The organism is Pseudoalteromonas sp. SG45-2 (assembly GCF_014164115.1).
Taxonomy (GTDB): domain Bacteria; phylum Pseudomonadota; class Gammaproteobacteria; order Enterobacterales; family Alteromonadaceae; genus Pseudoalteromonas; species Pseudoalteromonas distincta.
Genome location: NZ_JACJEO010000006.1, coordinates 100,825 through 121,130, shown reverse-complemented (window position 1 = coordinate 121,130; position 20,306 = coordinate 100,825). Strand labels below are relative to the sequence as shown.

Genomic DNA, 20,306 nt, shown 5'->3' with positions numbered 1-20,306 from the left:
TAACTGTTTGTGAGCTGTTCTTTTACTGCTTTTAGGCTGGAGCTAACTCAAGACCGGGTGCAGGCATCGTCACAGGCGTTTCAAATGTTGCCCACTCCCATGCTGACTCTGTAGCCATAATTTTACGTAGTAATTTATTATTTAAATCATGACCCGATTTAAATGCAGTTACTTTACCCAAAAGGTTATGACCTGTCATAAACATGTCACCAACACAGTCTAATATCTTGTGCTTAACAAACTCATCGCTATAACGTAAGCCATTAGGATTTAAAACTTTGAATTCATCAAGTACCACAGCACTATCCATGCTACCACCTAGCGCTAGGTTGTTTGCATGCATGTATTCAATATCTTTCATAAATCCAAAAGTACGCGCACGGCTAATTTCTTCAATAAAGCTTTGCGTTGTTATATCCAACCCAATACGTTGGCGACTTTCATTGATAGCTGGGTGGTTAAATGCAATCTCAAAGTCGATATGAAAACCATCATATGGTTCAACTTCAGCCCACTTACCATCTTCTTCAATGCGTACTTTTTCTTTAATACGGATAAAGCGTTTAGCAACGTTTTGTTCTTCAATTCCGCCCTTTTGTAACAGATATATGAATGGTAATGCACTACCATCCATAATCGGCACTTCTGAGCTGTCTAATTCTACAATTAGATTATCAATGCCCATTGCAGCAACAGCTGCAATAAGATGCTCAGTAGTTGATAAGCGAACACCATCTTTGTTAATTAAACAGGTACACAACTGCGTATCACCAACGGCTTCAGGTGTTGTTTCAAAATCAACAACCGGATCAAGGTCGACACGACGAAATACAATCCCAGTATTTGCGCTCGCAGGTCGGAGAGTTATTGTGACCTTCTCACCTTTATGAAGTCCAATTCCTATGGCTTTGACTACTTGTGCAATCGTACGCTGTTTAATCATAGGTATGCTCACTTTTAAATCAGTTACAGTTAGACGGCGGATTTTAACATAAATCCTTTTGCCTTTCAATATTTGTACATATTTCAAACAAAAGTATTATTAAATGTTAATCTGCCTGCTTACGTAAAAAAGCGGGAATATCAAAATAATCACCACCTTCTGATTTATCTGCTTTTTTACTATTTTGCGCTGAAGAACTTGAACTCGTTGAAGGCGCTTTTTCTTTGCTTTGCGCTTGCTCTTTAGTCGTATTTTCTTCAGCGTTTGTATCTTGGCTTGCAAAACTTGGTACGTACATGCTGCTCGTTTGGTTTGATGTGCTTGCAACATCAGAACCTGATGCTTTTTTAAAGCCGTTATCAACAATACCAAACTGTGGACGACGATCGCCGCCTAAACCAGTTGCAACAACCGTTACACGTAGCTCATCAGTCATTTCTGGGTCGATTACCGCACCAACAACAACCGTTGCGTTTTCTGACGCAAGTGCTTTAACGTGATTACCAACAATTTCAAATTCTTCAATCGCAATGTCCATACCAGCGGTAATATTAACTAAGATACCTTTAGCACCTGTTAAATCAACGTCTTCTAGTAGTGGGCTTGAGATAGCTGCTTCTGCAGCTTCTTGTGCACGATCAGGACCTGACGCAGACGCCGTTCCCATCATTGCAGTACCCATTGCAGACATTACTGTTCTAACATCGGCGAAATCCACGTTAATTAAACCAGAACGTGTAATTAGCTCTGCTATACCTTGTACCGCACCAAATAATACGTCATTAGCTTTAGCGAAGGCATCTAGAAGTGTAGTCCCTTTCCCTAAAACTTTAAGCAATTTATTGTTAGGAATTGTAATAAGTGAATCTACAATTTCTGACAATTCATTAATGCCTTGTTCAGCGGCTGCTGCACGTTTTTTACCTTCAAAATCAAAAGGACGTGTTACAACTGCAACGGTTAAAATACCGAGTTCTTTAGCAATTTTAGCAACTACCGGTGCTGCACCAGTACCTGTACCACCGCCCATACCGGCTGCAATAAATACCATATCGGCGCCTTCAAGGCTGGCACGAATTGTATCTGCATCTTCTTCAGCCGACTTACGGCCTACTTCAGGGTTTGCGCCCGCACCTAACCCAGAGGTTATTTGCGTGCCTAGTTGAACTGTAATATCGGCAGCAGAGTTACGTAATGCTTGCGCATCCGTATTAGCGGCTATAAAACGCACGCCTTCTATCTGTTGTTTTACCATGTGCTCAACAGCGTTACCGCCACCACCGCCCACGCCGATTACTTTTATTACAGCTTCTTCGCTGTGTTGTTCCATTATATCAAACATGTTTACTCTCCGACTTGAGTCTTAAAACTCGCCTTGGAACCATTTAGTAATGCGGTTCCACCAATTATTGTTATCCTCTGCTTTCGACTTTTGTGCATTCATCGATTGCATGGTACGCCCGTATTGTAACAAACCAACAGCGGTTGCGTACGAAGGATCATCTACATAGTCTGTCAAACCAACCATCCCGATTGGTCTGCCTATTCTTACTGGCATTTGGAAGATGTCTTCTGCCACTTCCATAGCGCCAGTCATTTTAGCAGTTCCGCCTGTTATAACGAGACCTGCCGCAATTTGGTCTTCTAAGCCTGAACGACGAATTTCTTCCATCGCAAGCTCAAATAATTCTCTAAAACGAGGCTCTACCACCTCAGATAATGTATGGCGCGACATTAATCTTGCTGGTCGTCCGCCTACACTTGGTACTTCAATTGTGTCTTCGCTACTTGCCATTTGGCTACTAGCACATGCGTATTGTACTTTGAGTGACTCTGCATGTGATATAGGTGTGCGAAATATTTTTGCAATATCACCAGTAACTTGGTTACCCGCTACAGGTATAACGGCAGAGTGACGAAGTGCGCCATTAATATAAATGGTGATATCCATAGTACCGCCACCAATATCAAGTACTGCAACACCTAGCTCTTTTTCGTCATCTGTTAGTACAGAATAGCAAGACGCAAGTGCAGTAAAGATAAGTTGATCGACTTCAAGACCACAGCGTTCTACACATTTTTCGATATTTTTTGCCATATCGTTTGAGCACGTAATGATATGTGCACGCGCTTCCATACGAACGCCGCTCATGCCTAGTGGGTTTTTAATGCCCTCTTGCATATCAATGCTGTATTCTTGTGGCAATGCATGTAGCATTTTACGCTCTGCTGAAATAGGCACAGAACGCGCAATATGTATTACGTTTTCAATGTCTTCGTCAGTGACTTCGGTGTTATTGATTGCCACCACGCCACTTTCGTTTTGACACTGTATATGTTTGCCAGAAATACCTAAATACACAGAGCTTATACGACAATCAGCCATTAACTCGGCCTCGTCTATTGCTCGTCGAATAGACTCAGACACTAAGTTTAAATCGTTAACGCCGCCTTTATCCATACCATGAGATACTTGGCTGCCCACACCAACAATGCTGAGCTTGTTATCTGCGGTGATTTCACCTACCGTGGCAACCACTTTCGAGGTGCCAACGTCTAATCCTATTACTAGGTTTCTTTCTGCTGACTTAGTCATGCCTTACTCTTATTTTGTAATTGTTCTTCTTGCATTGGCTTAAAGCTTACTGCAAGGCCGGTATCATACCGTAAATCGATTGTATCTACTTGTGCATCTGCACGTTGTTCCATTCGTGGATAAACGTCTATAAAACGTTGTACACGCTTGGCTTTATCTTTACGCCCTAAATTTAAGCGAATCCCGTTATCTAGCCAAAGTTGCCACGAAAAACGCTCCGATAATGCCAAACTTGTTAATGTTAAACCATTAACTCTGAGCATTTCATCAAATTGCTTAAAAGCAACCCACGCCTCTTCTTCGCTACCTTCTGGGCCATATAACTGCGGTAAGTTATCATCTAACTTATCGCTGCTGGCTTGAAATGCTTGGCCACTTTGGTTGAGCAACAAGTCGCTATTCCAGTGAGCAACTACTTCATGTTCAACTACATACACCTGTATAGTATCAGGCCATTGTTTACGTACCGAAGCGGTAGCAACCCAAGGCAAGTCTTGAACTAGCTGCTGCACGTGCTTAACATCAAGTTCAAAAAAACTACTTAAATCGGCTTTTTTAATTGCTTTTATAATTGCCGTTTCATCTGTGTATTTGGGATGTCCTTGCACTGTAAGGTGCTTAATTTGAGCATCTTTATTTTCAACTAACCAATCAGATACACCTGTGGTTATTTGTACTAAGCCTATAACCACAACCAGAAAAAAACTCACTCCAAAAATCAGCGACCAATTAAAGTTAAGTTGCTGTTTTAGTTGTTGAGCTTTTTCTAAAAGGGGATGCATATTAAAGCGTTTGCTCTAAAATGCGAACAACTAATTGCTCAAAAGTTGCCCCGTTCGCTTTTGCAGCCATCGGTACTAGTGACTTTTCAGTCATGCCTGGTACTGTATTTACTTCAAGCAGGTAAAAATTCCCTTGCTCGTCTTGCATAGCATCAACACGACCCCAACCACTTGCACCCACTAAATCAAACGCATCTAGCGATATGGCTTGTAAGTACTTAGTATCTTGCTCTGATAAATCTGCAGGGCAATGATACTGGGTTGTATTTGATTGATACTTAGCTTGGTAATCGTAAAAGCCATTAGGTGTCGTCATCTCAATGACTGGTTGTACATCGTCGCCAAGCACCGTGATTGTAAATTCACGACCAGTGATCCACTGCTCTACAAGTACTTGGTTATCAAACTTAAATGCATTAGCTAGTGCATCTTCAAGCTCTTGTGTTGTACTTGCTTGCGCCATACCTATACTTGAACCTTCATGCGATGGCTTAACCATGACCTTTTTAAATTCATCCATAATGGCTGCAGCATCAAAGCCTTTTTTAGCATCAACTACGGTATAAGGTGCAGTGCTTAAACCCGCTGATTTAAATAAGTGCTTACAACGTACTTTATCCATAGCAAGTGCTGAACCTAGTACATTACTGCCCGTGTAAGGCAAGTCCATAAATTCAAGTGCTCCCTGCACTGTGCCGTCTTCGCCACCACGGCCATGCAAAGCGATAAAAACGCGATCTACATTTAATTCTTTTAACTCCCACAAAGAACGACTTTGTGGGTCAAATGCAATTGCATCAATACCACTATTTTGCAGCGCATTTAAAACAGCCTGACCCGATCGTAAAGACACTTCACGCTCTGCTGAGTTACCACCTAGCAGTACCGCTACTTTACCAAATTGTGTGTTTACCTGAGTCATACTTCACCTTGCTTAAGTTTTTCTATCGACATACCCGTTGCAGCTAATGTTTTAACTAACTGACCTATATTACCAGCGCCTTGGGTTAATACTAAATCATTGTTTTGTAAATTTGCGGCCAAAACACCTGCAAGCTCAGCATTTGTTGCTACGTGTAGCGGCTCTTTGCCACGTTGACGAAGGCTACGACATAAGCTTTTGCTGTCGGCCCCTACAATAGGATCTTCACCAGCGCTATACACATCAAGCAATAGCAACTGATCTACATCAGCAAGTACTTTTACAAAATCTTCGTATAAGTCGCGTGTACGAGAAAATCTATGAGGTTGATATACCATTACTAAACGCTTATCAGGCCAACCTTCACGTACTGCTGCAATTGTTGCTGCAACCTCTGAAGGGTGATGCCCGTAGTCATCAACTAACATCACATTGCCCCGCTCGTTTTCAAATTCACCATAGTGCTGAAAACGACGGCCAATGCCTTCAAACTTCTGCAGCGCTTCTAAAATTGCATGATTCGCAATGTTTTGATCTTTTGCCACAGCAATCGCAGCGGTTGCATTAAGTGCGTTGTGTCTACCTGGCATATTCAACGTGGCAGTTAAACACTCACCTTGCTTGTTAGTTACTGTAAATGTGCACGTATTAGCTGATTGGCTAAAGTCGCTCATGCGATAATCAGCATCCTTCGATTCGCCATACGTAATAACTGGGCGACCAAAGCGCGGGATAAGCTCAGCTGCAACTTCAGAGTCAATACATACAACAGCTAAACCATAAAACGGCAAGTTATGAATGAAATCGACATACGTGTCTTTCATTTTTTCAAGACTGCCGCCATAAGTATCCATGTGATCTTCTTCAATATTTGTGATGACCGAGACCATTGGCTGCAAGTGTAAAAACGACGCATCGCTTTCATCAGCTTCTGCTATTAAAAAATCACTTTTACCTACTTTTGCGTTACTACCTGCGCTATTTAACAAGCCACCAATAATAAAAGTTGGATCGAGCCCTGCTTGTCCATAAATACTTGCAATTAGGCTTGTTGTCGTTGTTTTACCATGCGTTCCCGCAATCGCTATACCGTGGCGAAAACGCATTAGCTCTGCGAGCATTTCTGCGCGGCGCACAACAGGGATTCTTGCGGCTTTAGCTGCAATAATTTCAGGATTTGTTTCATCAATCGCGCTTGAAACAACCACTACATTGGCATCTTTCACGTTATTTTCATGATGGCCAATAAATACCTCAGCACCGGCTTTAATTAAGCGATCTGTCATAGCGCTATGAGCAATGTCAGAACCTGTAATACGGTAGCCTTCAAAAGCGAGTACTTCAGCAATACCGCCCATACCGGCTCCACCAATACCAATAAAGTGAATGGTTTCTATTCGGCGCATTGCTGGGCGCGTGTGTTTTCCTTGTACTGACGTTTCTTTCACTTATTTTCTCTTATTTGTTACTTGCTCACAGTGCGTTGCTACGCTTGCTGTGGCATCTAAAATGGCTTGTTTATTTGCATTTGTAGCCATTTCAGTAATTAATGAAGGTTGGGCTAAATATGGGCTTAATAGTTCAACAATTGATTGTTTATTAAACTGCCCTTGTGGCATTAATAATGCGCCATTAGCCATCACTAAATATTGTGCGTTTGCTGTTTGATGGTCGTCCACAGCATGTGGAAAAGGGACAAAAACAGCCATTTTACCTGCTGCTGCAATTTCGCTAACAGTTAACGCACCAGCACGGCAAACAACAATATCAGCCCAGCTATACGCCGCGTCCATATCATCAATAAATTCAGCTATTTTTGTACTACCATCCGCAAAGCCATGCATTTTATAAGCTGTTTCTACAGTAGATAAATGACCCTTACCTGTTTGATGCCATACGCTTATAGGAGCTGTATTATTTAGTACTTTAAATGCTTCTGGTAATGTTTGATTAAGCACTTGTGCACCGAGCGAGCCCCCTACCACTAAAATATTAATAGGGCTTGATACATCGCGTTTGGCTATATTCATAACGCTTTGGCGAACTGGGTTACCTACTAGCTCGGCTTGACCCTGTGCAAAAGCACTTGGAAATGCTGCTAATACACGTGTAGCCACCTTAGCTAGCAGTTTATTACTCATACCCGCTACAGCGTTTTGCTCGTGAATAACTAACGGAATACCTAAACTCTTTGCGGCAATTCCCGTGGGTCCCGTAACATAACCGCCCATTGCGAGTACTACATCAGGACGCTGTTCTTTCAATACCTTACGCGCTTGCAATACTGCATTAACTACCATGAATGGGGCTTTAATAAGACGTTTTAATCCGTTACCACGAACACCTTTTACATTAATAAAATCAATATCTATATTATGCTTAGGTACAACGCTTGCTTCCATTCGATCTGGTGTGCCAATCCAGCTAACTTGCCAGCCCTGCTGTTTTAAATAATCAGCCACTGCAATACCAGGAAAAATGTGTCCGCCAGTTCCACCAGCCACTACTACTAATTTTTTACTCATCGCTTGCCTCCACGTGAGGTGGCTTGTTTGGTTGCCATTTTGGTTTCAAAATCTACGCGCAATAAAATGCCTGTGGCAATGGTCATAATTAACAAGCTTGAACCACCATAAGAAATAAATGGCAGGGTTAAACCCTTAGTTGGCAAAATACCCGCGCTCGCACCCACATTCACCATGGTTTGAAATGCAAACCAAATACCAATGGCAAACGAAAAATAGCCTTCGTATTCTTTGCCACATTTAAGCGCTTGTTGGCCTATTAATAACGCTCTAAATACTAAAGTAGCTAATACCATTAAAATACTTACAACGCCTATTAAACCAAGTTCTTCACCTATTACAGCAAAAATAAAATCGTTATGCGCTTCAGGTAAATATTGCAGTTTTTGTACACTGTTACCTAAGCCTTGGCCAAACCAACCACCTTGGCTATAAGCCATTAGCGATTGAACTAACTGATAACCTTTACCAAAAGGATCATCCCAAGGGTCCAAAAAGCCGACAACACGCGCCATTCGATATGGTTCAACAATAATCAGTAATACAACTAAACCGACGCCAGTTAGAATAAGCACAAAGAACTGCCATAATTTAGCGCCAGCTAAAAACAGTAAACCAACCGTTGTTACAAACATAACAACCACTGTGCCTAAATCAGGTTGCAGCAAAATAAGTAGCGCATACACTGCAAATACAGCTATTGGCTTTGCAAAGCCTTTAATATTTTCTTGTACTTCTTCGCGTTTTCTTACCAAATAACCCGCAATATAACTAAAAAAGTATAATTTAGCGGCCTCAGCAACCTGAAAACCAACAGGACCAATAGGTATCCATCGTTTAGCACCATTCACTTCACGCCCAACAATTAATACAGCTATTAACAGCACCATACCTAGTATTAATAAATAAGGGTTGGATCGTTTCCACCAATCCATTGGCACACAAACACTTATCCAAAAAAGCACAAAAGACATTGCCAAAAACATGCTGTGGCGAATAGTAATATGGTATGGGTCATCAAATAACCGCTCAGCGGTCGGCATTGAAGCGCTGGTTACCATGATAAAACCAACACCAATTAACATAATTACGCAGTACAACAGCGGTACATCATACAACTGACCTGAAGGTTTTGGTGTTAATGCATCTCTTATATCGGCAAAAGCAATCATAGTTGCCCTGCCATAACACATTGAATAAAGTCATCACCACGTTGCATATAGTTGTTATACATATCAATGCTGGCACATGCAGGTGCTAACAAAACAATATTGCCTGTACTACTAAGTACGCTGGCCAAAGCAACGGCTTCTTCCATGTTGTTAGTTAAATAGCTCTTATTGGTAATCGCAGCTAAGTCACTTGCATCTTTACCAAAACAAATTAATGCTTTTACATGCTGTTCTATGTAGGGTTTAAGTGCGTTTAAATCAGCGCCTTTAGCATCGCCACCTGCAATAACAATCAGGTTTTCACCATTACTAGCCAAACTATCTATTGCAGCAATGGTCGCTCCAACATTCGTTGCCTTTGAATCGTTAAAATACTTTACACCGTTAAGCTCAGCTACAAATTGGCAGCGATGAGCCAACCCATTAAATTGACCTAACGCGTTCTTATATTGCGCTTTACTTACTTCAAACGGACTTAAAAGCGCCATTACTGCAAGCGTATTTAAATAATTGTGTTTACCCACTACCGCAAGCGTATCAACAGGTAAAAAGGCATCGCCTTTAAGCATAAAATGAGTTTCGCCATTATGCTGCGCTAAATGGTAATCACCTTGTTGAGCACCAAAGCTGATTAGGGGGGCTGTACCACGCTCAACTGGATGTGTTTGAATATCGTCGGCATTGACAACAATAAGCTCTGCACCGTCATAAATACTTAGCTTTGAGTCTATATAAGCTTGGTAACTGTCGTATCGGTCAAGGTGATCTTCTGACACATTTAATACCGTTGCACTCACAGGTTTTAAACTCGTTGTGGTATCTAGCTGAAAACTAGATAACTCAAGTACATACACATCAAAATCATCGTTGAGTAAATCAAGCACCGCTGTGCCAATATTCCCACCCAAAGCAACTTTATAGCCGGCTTCTTTTAATACTTCATAAGCGAGGGTAACCACGGTTGATTTACCGTTAGAGCCCGTAACAGCAACAACCGGTTTTGTATTAATACGTGCAAATAACTCAACGTCGCCAATCACTTCAACACCTGCGTTAATTGCATTTGCAACAGCTGGTATTTTTAAGCTAAGCCCAGGGCTTATAATAATCATATTGCTTGAACAAAGCTCAGCGTCATCTAAATTACCAAAGTGGGTATCTAGATTTGGCGCATGCTCTTTTAACCAATCAATCCCCGGCGGGGTTGCTCGGCTATCAACGACCTTGGGGGCGAGGCCATGAGATAATAGAAAACGCACAATGCCCAGACCGGTTACACCGAGTCCGAGCACTGTTATTTGTTTGTTTTTTATCTCGTTTAAATACTGCATTTATCGAATCTTTAAAGTAGCTAAGCCAGCAAGCACTAGCACAACAGAAATAATCCAAAAGCGCACAATAACGCGAGGCTCTGGCCAACCTTTTAATTCATAATGATGATGAATCGGCGCCATTCTAAAAATGCGTTGACCGCGTAATTTATACGACCCCACTTGTAATATTACCGATAGTGCTTCCATTACAAATACACCGCCCATAATAATAAGTAGTAACTCTTGGCGTACTAAAACAGCAATAATACCTAATGCGCCACCAAGTGCTAATGAGCCAACATCGCCCATAAATACTTGTGCTGGGTAAGTGTTAAACCATAAAAAGCCAAGCCCTGCGCCCACAATGGCAGTACACACAACCACAAGCTCACTCGCTAGAGGTAAATGTGGAATATGTAAGTAAGCCGAAAAGTTAATATTACCTGTTAAGTAAGCAATAATTGCCAATGCTGCAGCCACCAAAATAATTGGCACAATCGCCAAGCCATCTAAACCATCGGTCAGGTTTACTGCGTTTGATGTACCGACTATCGCAAAGTACGTAAGCACAATATAAAACAAACCTAATTGCGGTAATACGTCTTTAAAAAATGGAACAACAAGAGATGTCTCAGATGCTTGTGCACTGGTAAAGTACAAAGCAGTAGCTACAACTAATGCAATGACCGATTGCCAAAAGTACTTCCACTTAGCAATTAAACCTTTTGGGTCTTTACGAATAACTTTACGGTAATCATCAACAAAGCCAACAATACCTAATGAGCCAATTACAAACAGTGTTGCCCACACATATTTATTTGATAAATCGGCCCAAAGTAGCGTGCTGGTAAAAATAGCCGCTAAAATAAGTAAGCCACCCATTGTCGGTGTACCCGACTTAGACAAATGCGATTGCGGACCATCGTCGCGAACTGTTTGACCTATTTGCATACGTTGCAAACCACGAATTAATTTAGGCCCCAAATAAAGAGACATAATTAGCGCAGTTAAAATACCTAAAATGGCACGTAGCGTTAAATACGAAAAAACATGAAAACCACTAAAATACTGTGTTAAATACTCTGCCAGCCAAACTAACATTATGATACTCCATTGATGGCTTGTTGCTGGCCATTAACTAAATCGGTTACTAATAATTCCATGCGAGAACTGCGCGATCCTTTCACTACTATTGTTGTTTTTTTATTCACTTTATTAATGCTTTCTTGAATTTTTTGCTGCATCTGTTCGCGGCTCGAAAAGTGACGATTAGGGAGTTCAAACACATCACTTGCGTATTTACTTAACACGCCTAATGTAAATAACTCATCAATCCCTTGTTCAAGTGCATACTCGCCAACTTCTTGATGGTACTTACGTGCATCTTCACCAAGCTCACCCATATCTCCGAGTGCTAAAATGCGGTGACCTTGCATATCACTTAACAAGTCAATTGCAGCCTTTACCGACTTAACATTGGCATTATAGGTGTCATCAACCACGGTAAGTAAATCAGACACTTCAATTAAATTAACGCGCCCTTTTACATCACCCATTGTGGCAAGTGCATTGGCTATTTCTTCAAGGGTTACATCAAATTCACTGGTCAGTGCTGCTGCAATAAGTGCATTACTAATATTATGCTTACCAGGTAGTGCCAAAGTAACAGGTACTTGCTTGTTTTTAGTGCAAAGCGTAAAGCTTGCACGTGCATTGGCATCAAGCGTGATGTTCTCTGCCCAAATATCGAGTTTTTCGGTTGTAGAAAAGCGTTTAACATTACGCCCTTCAAGTTTATCTAACCAATACTGGCTAAATTCACTATCGCAATTAACAATGGCAACGCCGTCATCTTTAAGGCCATCAAAAATCTCACCTTTAGCTTTTGCAACGCCCATTAAGCTACCAAAACCTTCCAAGTGAGCTGCTGCAACATTACATACAACGGCCACATCTGGTTTTGTCATTGCCGTTGTGTAAGCAATTTCACCTAAGTGATTTGCACCTAGCTCAATAACAGCAAAACGATGTTGAGGCTCTAAGCGCAATAACGTAAGAGGGACGCCAATATCGTTGTTAAAATTACCTTTAGTAGCTAATACATCACCGTGAACCGACAAAATTGCTGCACACATTTCTTTTACGGTGGTTTTGCCTACACTCCCTGTAATTGCAATTGTTTTAGGCGCCACTTGGGCCATAACAGCGGTGCCAATTGTACCTAGTGCAATACGTGTATCGCTTACTATAAATTGTGGAATATCTACATCAACTTTGTGCTGAACAATAACGCCTATAGCGCCTTTTTGTTTAGCCTCAGCTATAAATTTATGGCCATCAAAATTTGGCCCTTTAAGTGCTAAAAACACTTCGCCATCGCACACTGTGCGAGTATCAGTATTTATATTTAGCACGTGTTGATTATCACCTTGATAATCAGTTGTTAGCACATTAGCTAACCAATCAAAATCCATTGGGATCATTGTGTTATCCCTCTTACTGCTTTTTTTAGTTGTTCTTGTACATAGCGGCGATCGCAAAAGTCGATGCGCTTATCGCCTATAATTTGATAATCTTCGTGGCCTTTACCTGCAATCAAAATAACATCATCAGCTGTAGCATTTTCTATAGCAAAACGAATTGCAGTTGCTCTATCAGTCTCTAGATGTGCATTTTGAGGATGGGTTAGACCGCCTGCTACATCTGCAATAATGTCATCAGGATTTTCTGTTCGAGGGTTATCGCTGGTAATAATCACTTTATTAGCGTTTTGCTCTGCAGCTTGCGCCATTAATGCGCGCTTACCTTTGTCTCTGTCGCCACCGCAACCAAATACACAACTTACACCACCTGGCACATGCAACTGCAATGCTTGTAATGCAAGTGCAAGTGCATCGGGTGTATGGGCGTAATCAACAACACACGTTGGCATGCCAGCTTGGCTAAAAGCTTGCATTCGACCAGCGACTGGCTGTAACTGCGCACAACCAGCAACTAATTGCTCAAGCGGATAACCTAGCCCTAGTAATGTAGCGAGCGCTGCCGTTAAGTTATATAAGTTGAATTCGCCAAACAGAGGCGATTTAATAGAAATATCACCCCAACTTGTCGACAACTGCGCCGAAATACCTTCACTTGAATATTCAACATCAGAAAAATAAACGTATCGGGCATTCTTAGGAGCTAAGTTTTTGCGGCCATAACAAATTAGGTTATTAAAATCATACTTTTCAAGCCATTGCTCAGCTTGAAAGTCATCTTGATTGAGCACTACAACTTGCGGCTCAAAATCACGGAAAAGCATTAATTTCGCATCACCGTAACTTGCCATATCACCATGGTAATCTAAGTGATCGCGCGAAAGATTAGTAAACACAGCCGCTTTAAACTGACATTTAGCAACGCGTTGTTGCACTAACCCATGAGATGATACTTCCATGGCTATCAGCTTTTTATGCTGCGAATTTAAATCGCTCAAAATATGCTGTAAATCAACTGTTGAAGGCGTTGTGTTTATCAGTGGAATTAAGTTATCAGGATGGCCATAACCTAAAGTACCTATAATAGCCGACTCAGTACTACAAAACTGTGCTAAGTGGGCAATCATTGCTGTGGTGGTCGATTTACCATTTGTACCTGTCACACCAATTAAATCAAGAGTCTGACTTGGTTGGCTATAAAAGCGACTAGCTAATTCTGGAAGCTTTTTATCAAGCTCTGAGACTAAATACAGTGGCTCAAAACTGCTTTCAAATTCACATAATCTGTCAGCAATGATAGCTATTGCGCCATTTTCAATTGCTTTATTAATAAATTGTCCGCCATCAAGTGTATGGCCTTTAATAGCAACAAATACATCACCTGGCGTTACTTCACGGCTATCAAGGCGTAAATGCTTTACCAGTTGCGAGGGCGCATCTATTTCGATGTATTTTAAAATATCCTTTAAATCACGCATCGTTATCTTTACCTTGTACGTACGCAACCTCTTCCTTGTCAGGCGCTACGTTTAATATTCTTAATGCGTTAGAGATGATTTCTGCAAATGCAGGGCCAGCGGTGGCACCTCCATAGTACACATCACCACCTGGTTCATTAATCATAACTACCACGGCTAAACGAGGATTACTTGCCGGTGCTACACCTGCAAAGTAACCTACATATTCATCACCATAACCACCTGCTACGGCTTTTTTAGATGTACCTGTTTTACCGGCAGCACGATACCCATCAACTTTTATGTTGCGAGCAGTACCGTCTTTTTCAAATACACTTTCCATCATGTGGACTACGGCTTCTACGTCTTTTTGTTTAAAAATACGTTCGCCTTCAGGTATATTATCTTGCTTTAAAATAGTCAGTGGTCGATTAACTCCACCAGCGCCTAACATGGTATAAAAGCGCGCCATTTGCGCAGTACTTACCGAAATTGCATAACCAAATGATAAAGTGGCAATTTCAAAGTCAGACCAACGACGATTTGGATAAAACAAACCGCTGCTTTCACCTACCATTCCAGTACCGGTGTCACTGCCAAAGCCTACTTTTTGATATAAGCCAACAAGGTAATCTTTAGGCACTAACTGAGAAACCTTCGCAACCCCCATATTTGAGGAGTACTTTAGTATTTCGCGCAGTGTTAGTTCGCCGTGATTACGAGTATCTCTAACTAAACTACCACCTAAACGCATCCAACCTGGGTAGGTATCAATCGTGTCATCTGCCTGAATGGCGCCGTAGTCTAGCCCAGCTAAAATGGCTAGAGGCTTAACAGTTGAGCCTGGTTCAAACAAATCTGTAATTGCGCGATTACGACGCTTATGAGGTGCAGCATCGCTTAAGTTATTTGGATTAAATGAAGGACTATTTACCATTGCCAGCACTTCACCGGTTTTAACATCAACTACTATAGCTGAGCCCGATGTGGCTTTGTAAGTCAGTACAGCTGATTTTACAGCTTTGTAGGCAATAGCTTGAATTCGCTGGTCAATACTTAGTTCTATACTTTCTGGCTCTACGCGCTCACGCTCGTCAAGCACTTCTACTTCACGCCCTTGTGCGTCTTTACGTATAGTACGGCGGCCTTCCTCGCCCGTTAAAGCGTTTTCGTATAGCTTTTCAATGCCTTCAATGCCTTTACCGTCTATATTAGTAAAACCAATAACATGCGCGGTAACCTCACCGGCGGGGTAATAGCGTTTAGATTCATCTAGTAAATGAATACCTGGTAGGCGTAAATCGCCAATATAATTTGCTACAGCAGGAGTAACTTGGCGCTTTAAATAAACAAAGCGACGCGAGGGATCGTTTAAAAGTCGAGAATTAATCTTTTTAGGATCAATGCGCAATACATCTGCAAGCTCACGCCAGCGTAAATCGTTTTTATAATAAAGTGCAGTACGCTTATCAAGCTCGGCGGTATTTTCAGCTAAAGATAAATGATCTTCGCCGCTTTTACGTGCTTGTTTAATTACTTTAGAGACAAGCGACTTGTGCAATGCTTTAGGATCAGCATATACACTTACAACAGGCACACTTACCGCTAACTCTTTACCATTACGGTCAAAAATCATCCCGCGTTGCACATGTAGTTTTTCAACGCGCACGGTACGTTTGTCACTTTCTGAACGTGCTTTATCAGGTTCTATTACTTGTAAATAAGCAGCGCGAGATACGAGTGTTACAAACACCATAAACACAACTGCACACACCAGCATAAAGCGCCATGTGATTAAATTAGTGACTGGTTTTTTGCCTCTATTTCTCATTGTACTATTATTACCTGCTCATCTTGACTCGTAGGTCTTTTCATTTTCAATTGTGATGTAGCTACTTCTTCAATGCGTGCATGTTGCGAATAAAATTCTTCTTCAACAAGTAAGTAGCGCCACTCTAAATCGAGCTCATCGCGTTCTTGTAATAATTGATCTTGCTGTATAAGTTGGCCACGAGCTAAGTGGGTTGTTTGCACAACAGCTAAACTAGAAGCGAATATCACAACCAACAAGGCCGAGGTTAGCTTATTAGCTCCTAGGCCTTTTAATATTTCAAAGAATAAATTAGGTTGCCGATAGCTCGCTTTTTTACTCATCCCAACCTCTGTGCAATCCTAAGTACAGAACTACGAGAACGTGGATTACGCTCTACTTCTGCAGCACTTGGCTTAATAGCTTTACCCACTGCTTTTAACGTCAGATTTTTATTTATTTGTGCATCAGTTAAAGGCAAACCTCTGGGTAATGCTTCTCCCTTACTCTGTTTTCTAATAAACTGTTTTACAATACGGTCTTCTAAAGAATGAAACGAAATCACTACTAAACGTCCGCCTGGCTTTAGCACTTTAACTGCAGACTGTAGCGCAGTTTGAATCTCTTCAAGCTCACTATTAATGTAAATACGAATAGCCTGAAAAGTACGGGTAGCTGGGTGTTTAAACTTATCTTTTACCGGTACAGCTTCATCAACAAGGTCAGCAAGCTGCTTGGTAGTTGTGATTGGCGTGTGCTCACGAACTTCAAGTACTTTGTGTGCAATGCGTTTACCAAACTTTTCTTCGCCCAATTTTTTAATTACGTGGGTAATATCATCCAACTCAGCCTCTGCTAACCACTGTGCTGCACTGCGACCTGTTGTAGGGTCCATACGCATATCGAGTGGGCCGTCTTTCATAAAACTAAAGCCACGCTCAGCGTCATCTAATTGTGGTGACGAAACACCAATGTCTAATAAAATGCCATCGACTTTACCAATTAGATCGTTTTGCTGTGCTACTTCGTATAAGTTTGAAAAGCGAGTATGTGCAATTGCAAAACGCGGGTCATCAGCAAATTTTTCAGCTGATTGTATTGCTTGTGGATCTTGGTCAATTGCTTGCAGGCGACCTTCATCACCAAGGCGTGCTAAAATTTGCCCAGAGTGGCCACCACGTCCAAATGTACCATCCATGTATATACCGTCTGGCTTAATTGCAAGGGCATCGATGGTCTCATCCATTAATACGGATACGTGTTCAAATTGCGCTGTCATTAGCTATTGTGTGCCTTTTTTTGTGCCGTTAGAGTGTAAAATTATCTAAATCTTGGTTAGGTTCAAAATCACCAAGCCTTTCAAGCTCAGTATCTTGCTGCATTTGCTCGTGCCAACGCGCCTCGTCCCAAATTTCAAACTTATTCATCAAACCAACCAGCATGATTTTTTTGCCAAGAGATGCATGGGCACGTAATGACGGCGCAAGCAAAATTCGACCATTTTTATCAAGTTGATACTCTGTAGCGTTACCTAGCAACATACGTTGCATTCGTCGAGCTCGTGGATTCATATTAGATATTTTCGCTAAACGGCTTTCTATTTCGAGCCACTCAGCCAATGGATATAACCATAAACACGGTTCATTTAATGCGACGGTACAAATAACTGTCCCCTGATCTTCAGACAACAGAGATTCTCGGTACTTTGTCGGTACCGCAAAACGCCCCTTATCATCCAAACTCAGTGAACTCGCGCCACGAAACATAAAAAACCTACTTTGAAATTGTTTTATTCAATTTTTTGTTTATTTTATCCAATGAGATCCACTAAAAACCACTTTTTACCACAGTGCTCCAGTTTAGGGCTTGACAAGCCATTTTGTCAAGTAAGCTGACCAGCTTTAGTGAGTCTCAAAGCTAGAAAAAATAAGGGCTCAAGCGAAGCGTTTGAATTACGTGGGAAAAAGTGGGATTGAGGTAAAGAAAAATATCAGCATTGCTTTTATAACTTTCTGTTTACATGCATTGCTTACTGAATAACCAATGAATATTTACAATTTTTAAGGCGTTTTTATCCTCTTTGTAAAATTTACCTAGCCGTGTAGTAATAGTTACTGTTTATTTTAAAATACTAATTATCAAAAATTAAAAAATACAAACAAAAACCTTCAAATTCAGGCAGTTAAAATAAATAACAAGTTTGGTTTAATCATTGCATCATCTAAATCACTATTTAAATTTTTAACTTATTAAGGATTGATTATGGCTACTGCAACGAATACGAAACCAAATACAACTTCAGATGTTAAGCCTGACGTTAAACTAACAAATACTGAGTCTCCTCTTACAGAGAAAGCAACATCAGCGGCGCACGATGCTGTAGATGCACTTTCTAGCAAAGCTGCAACAGCTGAAAGCAGTGTGCGTAAAGGAGCTTCTAGCTCAGCAGATGCATTGAGCGAAAAACAACTTATTGCACGTGAAAAACTAAGCGAATGTACTGCAAAAACTCGTGCTTTTGCTTCTGAAAATCCATTAGCAACTGCGGGTATTGCTTTTGCTGCGGGTATGTTAATCACATCACTACTTCGTCGTAAGTAATTAGTGATGAATAACCCACAAACAACAGCAACCAAGGATGGTAATGCGCAAGACCAAACTACTGAGCAACATAGCCAAAAGGACGATTGGCAAGATCATGTTGCAATGCTTTTAGAGTATTCTAAGCAGCTCAAGGATGATTACCAAACTCAAGGAAAGATCACCCACCAGCTTGCTAAAGCTGAATGGCGGTTATCGCTTAGATCGCTTGCATTGATCACTATATTTTTAGGATGCTTTGCCAGTGGTTTGGTTTTGTTGTGGGCAGGATTTCTAGGTGCTGTTGGATACGGTGTATACGATGTTTTTGGGTCGGTATGGCTAAGTATAGCAACAGCTACTTTACTACAAGTTGCTTGTTTAATATGGCTTTGGAAAAATACAGTTTACTTAAGCAATAAAATTGGCTTTAGTAAAACACTTAAAAGTTTAAAGCAGCTATTTAACTTACAAGGAAATTAGTATGTTAGTTAACTACTTAATTAAAGCACCTAATGAAAACGTTGATGCTCTAAGTAAGCAAATGGATACGCGCAGTGAATTGAAACGCCAACATCATGCAGCGTTCCAATATAGACTAAAGCGTTTTGCCGTAACCAAAGTTGGGCTTTCAAGTGCCTTTATCGCAGGTGCAGCAGTACAAGCGGGTAAAAGCGAAACCAGCTTCGTAAGAAAATACGGCTGGCTAGTGAACTTGATAGCTTAAGCGCTAAACATTTCTACCGTGATCAGATAAGTAATCAATACTTGGACCACTTGGCACAACTTGTGTTGGGTTGATCATTGTGTGACTAAAATAGTAGTGACGCTTAATATGATGAAAATCAACTGTTTCAGCCACTCCTTTAACTTGATATAGCTCCCTAAGGTATCCACTTAATGCAGGATAGCTTTCAATTGTGCGTAAATTACATTTAAAATGGCCAACGTACACACTATCAAACCGAATGAGTGTAGTGAATAATCGCCAATCTGCCTCGGTGAGCCTATTACCTGTTAAATAACGCTGCTTGCTCAGTATCCCTTCTACTTTATCGAGTGCTTTGAATAAATCGTTAAACGCCTCTTCGTATGCATCTTGAGTTGTTGCGAATCCCGTACGATAAACACCATTATTTATATTTGGATAAATCAACGCATTTAATTCATCAATTTTTGGTCGTAGTGCCTCTGGGTAGTAATCATCGTTATTACCTGTTAATTCATTAAATGCACTATTGAACATACGTATAATATCGGCAGACTCATTACTGACAATTTTATTTAGCTTTTTATCCCACAATACGGGTACGGTAACTCGCCCGGAATACTTAGGATTATTTTTTGTATACACTTGATGTAAGTAGTTACTATTAAATAAAGCATCACCAGTACTGTGGTTTTGCGTATCAAAAGCCCAACCACTATCAAGCATATCAGGGCTAACAACCGACACCGTAATTAAATCTTGCAGTCCTTTTAACGATCTAAATATAAGCGTTCGATGCGCCCAAGGACACGCAAGTGACACATATAAATGATACCTGTTCGCTTGTGCTTTAAATCCGGCCTCGCCCGTTATTCCAGCGCTACCATCAACAGTTACCCAGTGACGTAACTGCGCCGTTTCGCGTTCAAACTTACCGTTACTTGAATCTGTGTCGTACCATTTATCTTGCCATTGGCCGTTAACTAATAATCCCATAAAACTCTCCTAAAAATACCG

General features: G+C 41.0%; 20 protein-coding genes. 3 read left to right on the top strand and 17 right to left on the bottom strand.

Annotated features, from left to right (window positions below; all coding sequences use genetic code 11):
* Positions 1–31: 31 nt before the first annotated feature.
* From lpxC to mraZ, 16 genes are all read right to left on the bottom strand, one after another.
* On the bottom strand, positions 32–943 hold the full coding sequence (gene lpxC, locus H5116_RS05925) for a UDP-3-O-acyl-N-acetylglucosamine deacetylase (protein WP_002957999.1): 912 nt from the start codon (positions 941–943) through the stop codon (positions 32–34).
* Positions 944–1,049: 106 nt separating this feature from the next.
* Positions 1,050–2,285, bottom strand: a complete 1,236-nt coding sequence (ftsZ, locus tag H5116_RS05920; protein ID WP_154903867.1) for a cell division protein FtsZ — start codon at positions 2,283–2,285, stop codon at positions 1,050–1,052.
* A 21-nt stretch (positions 2,286–2,306) separates the two neighbouring features.
* Entirely contained in the window at positions 2,307–3,539 is a 1,233-nt protein-coding gene (ftsA, locus tag H5116_RS05915; RefSeq protein WP_182715723.1) for a cell division protein FtsA, read from the bottom strand.
* Positions 3,536–4,321 carry a cell division protein FtsQ/DivIB gene (locus H5116_RS05910; RefSeq protein ID WP_002957996.1) on the bottom strand — a complete coding sequence of 262 codons (786 nt, stop codon included), beginning with the start codon at positions 4,319–4,321 and terminating at the stop codon, positions 3,536–3,538. Before H5116_RS05910 ends, ftsA begins: the two co-directional genes overlap by 4 nt.
* Before the next feature lies 1 nt (position 4,322).
* A complete protein-coding gene (locus tag H5116_RS05905; RefSeq protein ID WP_058154153.1) occupies positions 4,323–5,243 on the bottom strand; it encodes a D-alanine--D-alanine ligase in 921 nt (306 codons plus the stop codon).
* Complete coding sequence (gene murC / locus H5116_RS05900) at positions 5,240–6,691, bottom strand: UDP-N-acetylmuramate--L-alanine ligase (RefSeq protein ID WP_182715722.1); 1,452 nt, start codon at positions 6,689–6,691, stop codon at positions 5,240–5,242. Before murC ends, H5116_RS05905 begins: the two co-directional genes overlap by 4 nt.
* Positions 6,692–7,768 carry an undecaprenyldiphospho-muramoylpentapeptide beta-N-acetylglucosaminyltransferase gene (gene murG, locus H5116_RS05895; protein ID WP_182715721.1) on the bottom strand — a complete coding sequence of 359 codons (1,077 nt, stop codon included), beginning with the start codon at positions 7,766–7,768 and terminating at the stop codon, positions 6,692–6,694. It abuts the gene before it with no gap.
* Positions 7,765–8,940, bottom strand: a complete 1,176-nt coding sequence (gene ftsW, locus H5116_RS05890) for a cell division protein FtsW (RefSeq protein ID WP_024606332.1) — start codon at positions 8,938–8,940, stop codon at positions 7,765–7,767. The genes murG and ftsW overlap by 4 nt, the downstream gene beginning before the upstream one ends.
* A complete protein-coding gene (gene murD / locus H5116_RS05885; protein WP_182715720.1) occupies positions 8,937–10,271 on the bottom strand; it encodes a UDP-N-acetylmuramoyl-L-alanine--D-glutamate ligase in 1,335 nt (444 codons plus the stop codon). The genes ftsW and murD overlap by 4 nt, the downstream gene beginning before the upstream one ends.
* Complete coding sequence (gene mraY / locus H5116_RS05880; protein WP_002957990.1) at positions 10,272–11,354, bottom strand: phospho-N-acetylmuramoyl-pentapeptide-transferase; 1,083 nt, start codon at positions 11,352–11,354, stop codon at positions 10,272–10,274. It lies immediately after the preceding gene.
* On the bottom strand, positions 11,354–12,736 hold the full coding sequence (gene murF, locus H5116_RS05875; protein WP_165743106.1) for a UDP-N-acetylmuramoyl-tripeptide--D-alanyl-D-alanine ligase: 1,383 nt from the start codon (positions 12,734–12,736) through the stop codon (positions 11,354–11,356). The genes mraY and murF overlap by 1 nt, the downstream gene beginning before the upstream one ends.
* Positions 12,733–14,211 (bottom strand): UDP-N-acetylmuramoyl-L-alanyl-D-glutamate--2,6-diaminopimelate ligase, encoded by a 1,479-nt coding sequence (gene murE, locus H5116_RS05870; protein ID WP_182715719.1) that lies wholly within the window; start codon positions 14,209–14,211, stop codon positions 12,733–12,735. The genes murF and murE overlap by 4 nt, the downstream gene beginning before the upstream one ends.
* Positions 14,204–16,021 (bottom strand): penicillin-binding transpeptidase domain-containing protein, encoded by a 1,818-nt coding sequence (locus H5116_RS05865; RefSeq protein ID WP_182715718.1) that lies wholly within the window; start codon positions 16,019–16,021, stop codon positions 14,204–14,206. Before H5116_RS05865 ends, murE begins: the two co-directional genes overlap by 8 nt.
* Positions 16,018–16,344 carry a cell division protein FtsL gene (gene ftsL / locus H5116_RS05860; RefSeq protein ID WP_002957986.1) on the bottom strand — a complete coding sequence of 109 codons (327 nt, stop codon included), beginning with the start codon at positions 16,342–16,344 and terminating at the stop codon, positions 16,018–16,020. The genes H5116_RS05865 and ftsL overlap by 4 nt, the downstream gene beginning before the upstream one ends.
* On the bottom strand, positions 16,341–17,279 hold the full coding sequence (rsmH, locus tag H5116_RS05855) for a 16S rRNA (cytosine(1402)-N(4))-methyltransferase RsmH (protein ID WP_024606338.1): 939 nt from the start codon (positions 17,277–17,279) through the stop codon (positions 16,341–16,343). Before rsmH ends, ftsL begins: the two co-directional genes overlap by 4 nt.
* Positions 17,280–17,307: 28 nt before the next feature.
* Positions 17,308–17,766 (bottom strand): division/cell wall cluster transcriptional repressor MraZ, encoded by a 459-nt coding sequence (gene mraZ / locus H5116_RS05850; protein WP_007582904.1) that lies wholly within the window; start codon positions 17,764–17,766, stop codon positions 17,308–17,310.
* Positions 17,767–18,262: 496 nt separating this feature from the next.
* Between mraZ and H5116_RS05845 the strand changes: the two genes are divergently transcribed.
* Genes H5116_RS05845 through H5116_RS05835 form a run of 3 tightly spaced genes read left to right on the top strand, consistent with a single transcriptional unit; the run spans position 18,263 to position 19,307 of the window.
* Positions 18,263–18,601: a hypothetical protein gene (locus tag H5116_RS05845; protein ID WP_002957982.1), complete on the top strand. Its 339-nt coding sequence runs from the start codon at positions 18,263–18,265 to the stop codon at positions 18,599–18,601.
* Positions 18,602–18,607: 6 nt separating this feature from the next.
* On the top strand, positions 18,608–19,063 hold the full coding sequence (locus H5116_RS05840; protein ID WP_024596382.1) for a hypothetical protein: 456 nt from the start codon (positions 18,608–18,610) through the stop codon (positions 19,061–19,063).
* 1 nt (position 19,064) lies between these two features.
* A complete protein-coding gene (locus tag H5116_RS05835; RefSeq protein ID WP_024596383.1) occupies positions 19,065–19,307 on the top strand; it encodes a hypothetical protein in 243 nt (80 codons plus the stop codon).
* Between the two features lie 3 nt (positions 19,308–19,310).
* Here the strand turns inward: H5116_RS05835 and H5116_RS05830 are convergent, their stop codons facing one another.
* Positions 19,311–20,285: a glutathione S-transferase family protein gene (locus H5116_RS05830; protein ID WP_182715717.1), complete on the bottom strand. Its 975-nt coding sequence runs from the start codon at positions 20,283–20,285 to the stop codon at positions 19,311–19,313.
* Positions 20,286–20,306 lie beyond the last annotated feature (21 nt).

Excerpts from the sequence above, each read along its gene's own strand:
- ftsA (WP_182715723.1), bottom strand. The coding sequence starts at position 3,539 with ATGACTAAGTCAGCAGAAAGAAACCTAGTAATAGGATTAGACGTTGGC.
- rsmH (WP_024606338.1), bottom strand. The coding sequence starts at position 17,279 with ATGACAGCGCAATTTGAACACGTATCCGTATTAATGGATGAGACCATC.
- murE (WP_182715719.1), bottom strand. The coding sequence starts at position 14,211 with ATGCGTGATTTAAAGGATATTTTAAAATACATCGAAATAGATGCGCCC.
- H5116_RS05835 (WP_024596383.1), top strand. The coding sequence starts at position 19,065 with ATGTTAGTTAACTACTTAATTAAAGCACCTAATGAAAACGTTGATGCT.
- H5116_RS05840 (WP_024596382.1), top strand. The coding sequence starts at position 18,608 with ATGAATAACCCACAAACAACAGCAACCAAGGATGGTAATGCGCAAGAC.
- mraY (WP_002957990.1), bottom strand. The coding sequence starts at position 11,354 with ATGTTAGTTTGGCTGGCAGAGTATTTAACACAGTATTTTAGTGGTTTT.
- ftsW (WP_024606332.1), bottom strand. The coding sequence starts at position 8,940 with ATGATTGCTTTTGCCGATATAAGAGATGCATTAACACCAAAACCTTCA.
- H5116_RS05845 (WP_002957982.1), top strand. The coding sequence starts at position 18,263 with ATGGCTACTGCAACGAATACGAAACCAAATACAACTTCAGATGTTAAG.
- H5116_RS05905 (WP_058154153.1), bottom strand. The coding sequence starts at position 5,243 with ATGACTCAGGTAAACACACAATTTGGTAAAGTAGCGGTACTGCTAGGT.
- mraZ (WP_007582904.1), bottom strand. The coding sequence starts at position 17,766 with ATGTTTCGTGGCGCGAGTTCACTGAGTTTGGATGATAAGGGGCGTTTT.
- murF (WP_165743106.1), bottom strand. The coding sequence starts at position 12,736 with ATGATCCCAATGGATTTTGATTGGTTAGCTAATGTGCTAACAACTGAT.
- murD (WP_182715720.1), bottom strand. The coding sequence starts at position 10,271 with ATGCAGTATTTAAACGAGATAAAAAACAAACAAATAACAGTGCTCGGA.
- ftsL (WP_002957986.1), bottom strand. The coding sequence starts at position 16,344 with ATGAGTAAAAAAGCGAGCTATCGGCAACCTAATTTATTCTTTGAAATA.
- lpxC (WP_002957999.1), bottom strand. The coding sequence starts at position 943 with ATGATTAAACAGCGTACGATTGCACAAGTAGTCAAAGCCATAGGAATT.
- H5116_RS05865 (WP_182715718.1), bottom strand. The coding sequence starts at position 16,021 with ATGAGAAATAGAGGCAAAAAACCAGTCACTAATTTAATCACATGGCGC.
- H5116_RS05910 (WP_002957996.1), bottom strand. The coding sequence starts at position 4,321 with ATGCATCCCCTTTTAGAAAAAGCTCAACAACTAAAACAGCAACTTAAC.
- H5116_RS05830 (WP_182715717.1), bottom strand. The coding sequence starts at position 20,285 with ATGGGATTATTAGTTAACGGCCAATGGCAAGATAAATGGTACGACACA.
- ftsZ (WP_154903867.1), bottom strand. The coding sequence starts at position 2,285 with ATGTTTGATATAATGGAACAACACAGCGAAGAAGCTGTAATAAAAGTA.
- murG (WP_182715721.1), bottom strand. The coding sequence starts at position 7,768 with ATGAGTAAAAAATTAGTAGTAGTGGCTGGTGGAACTGGCGGACACATT.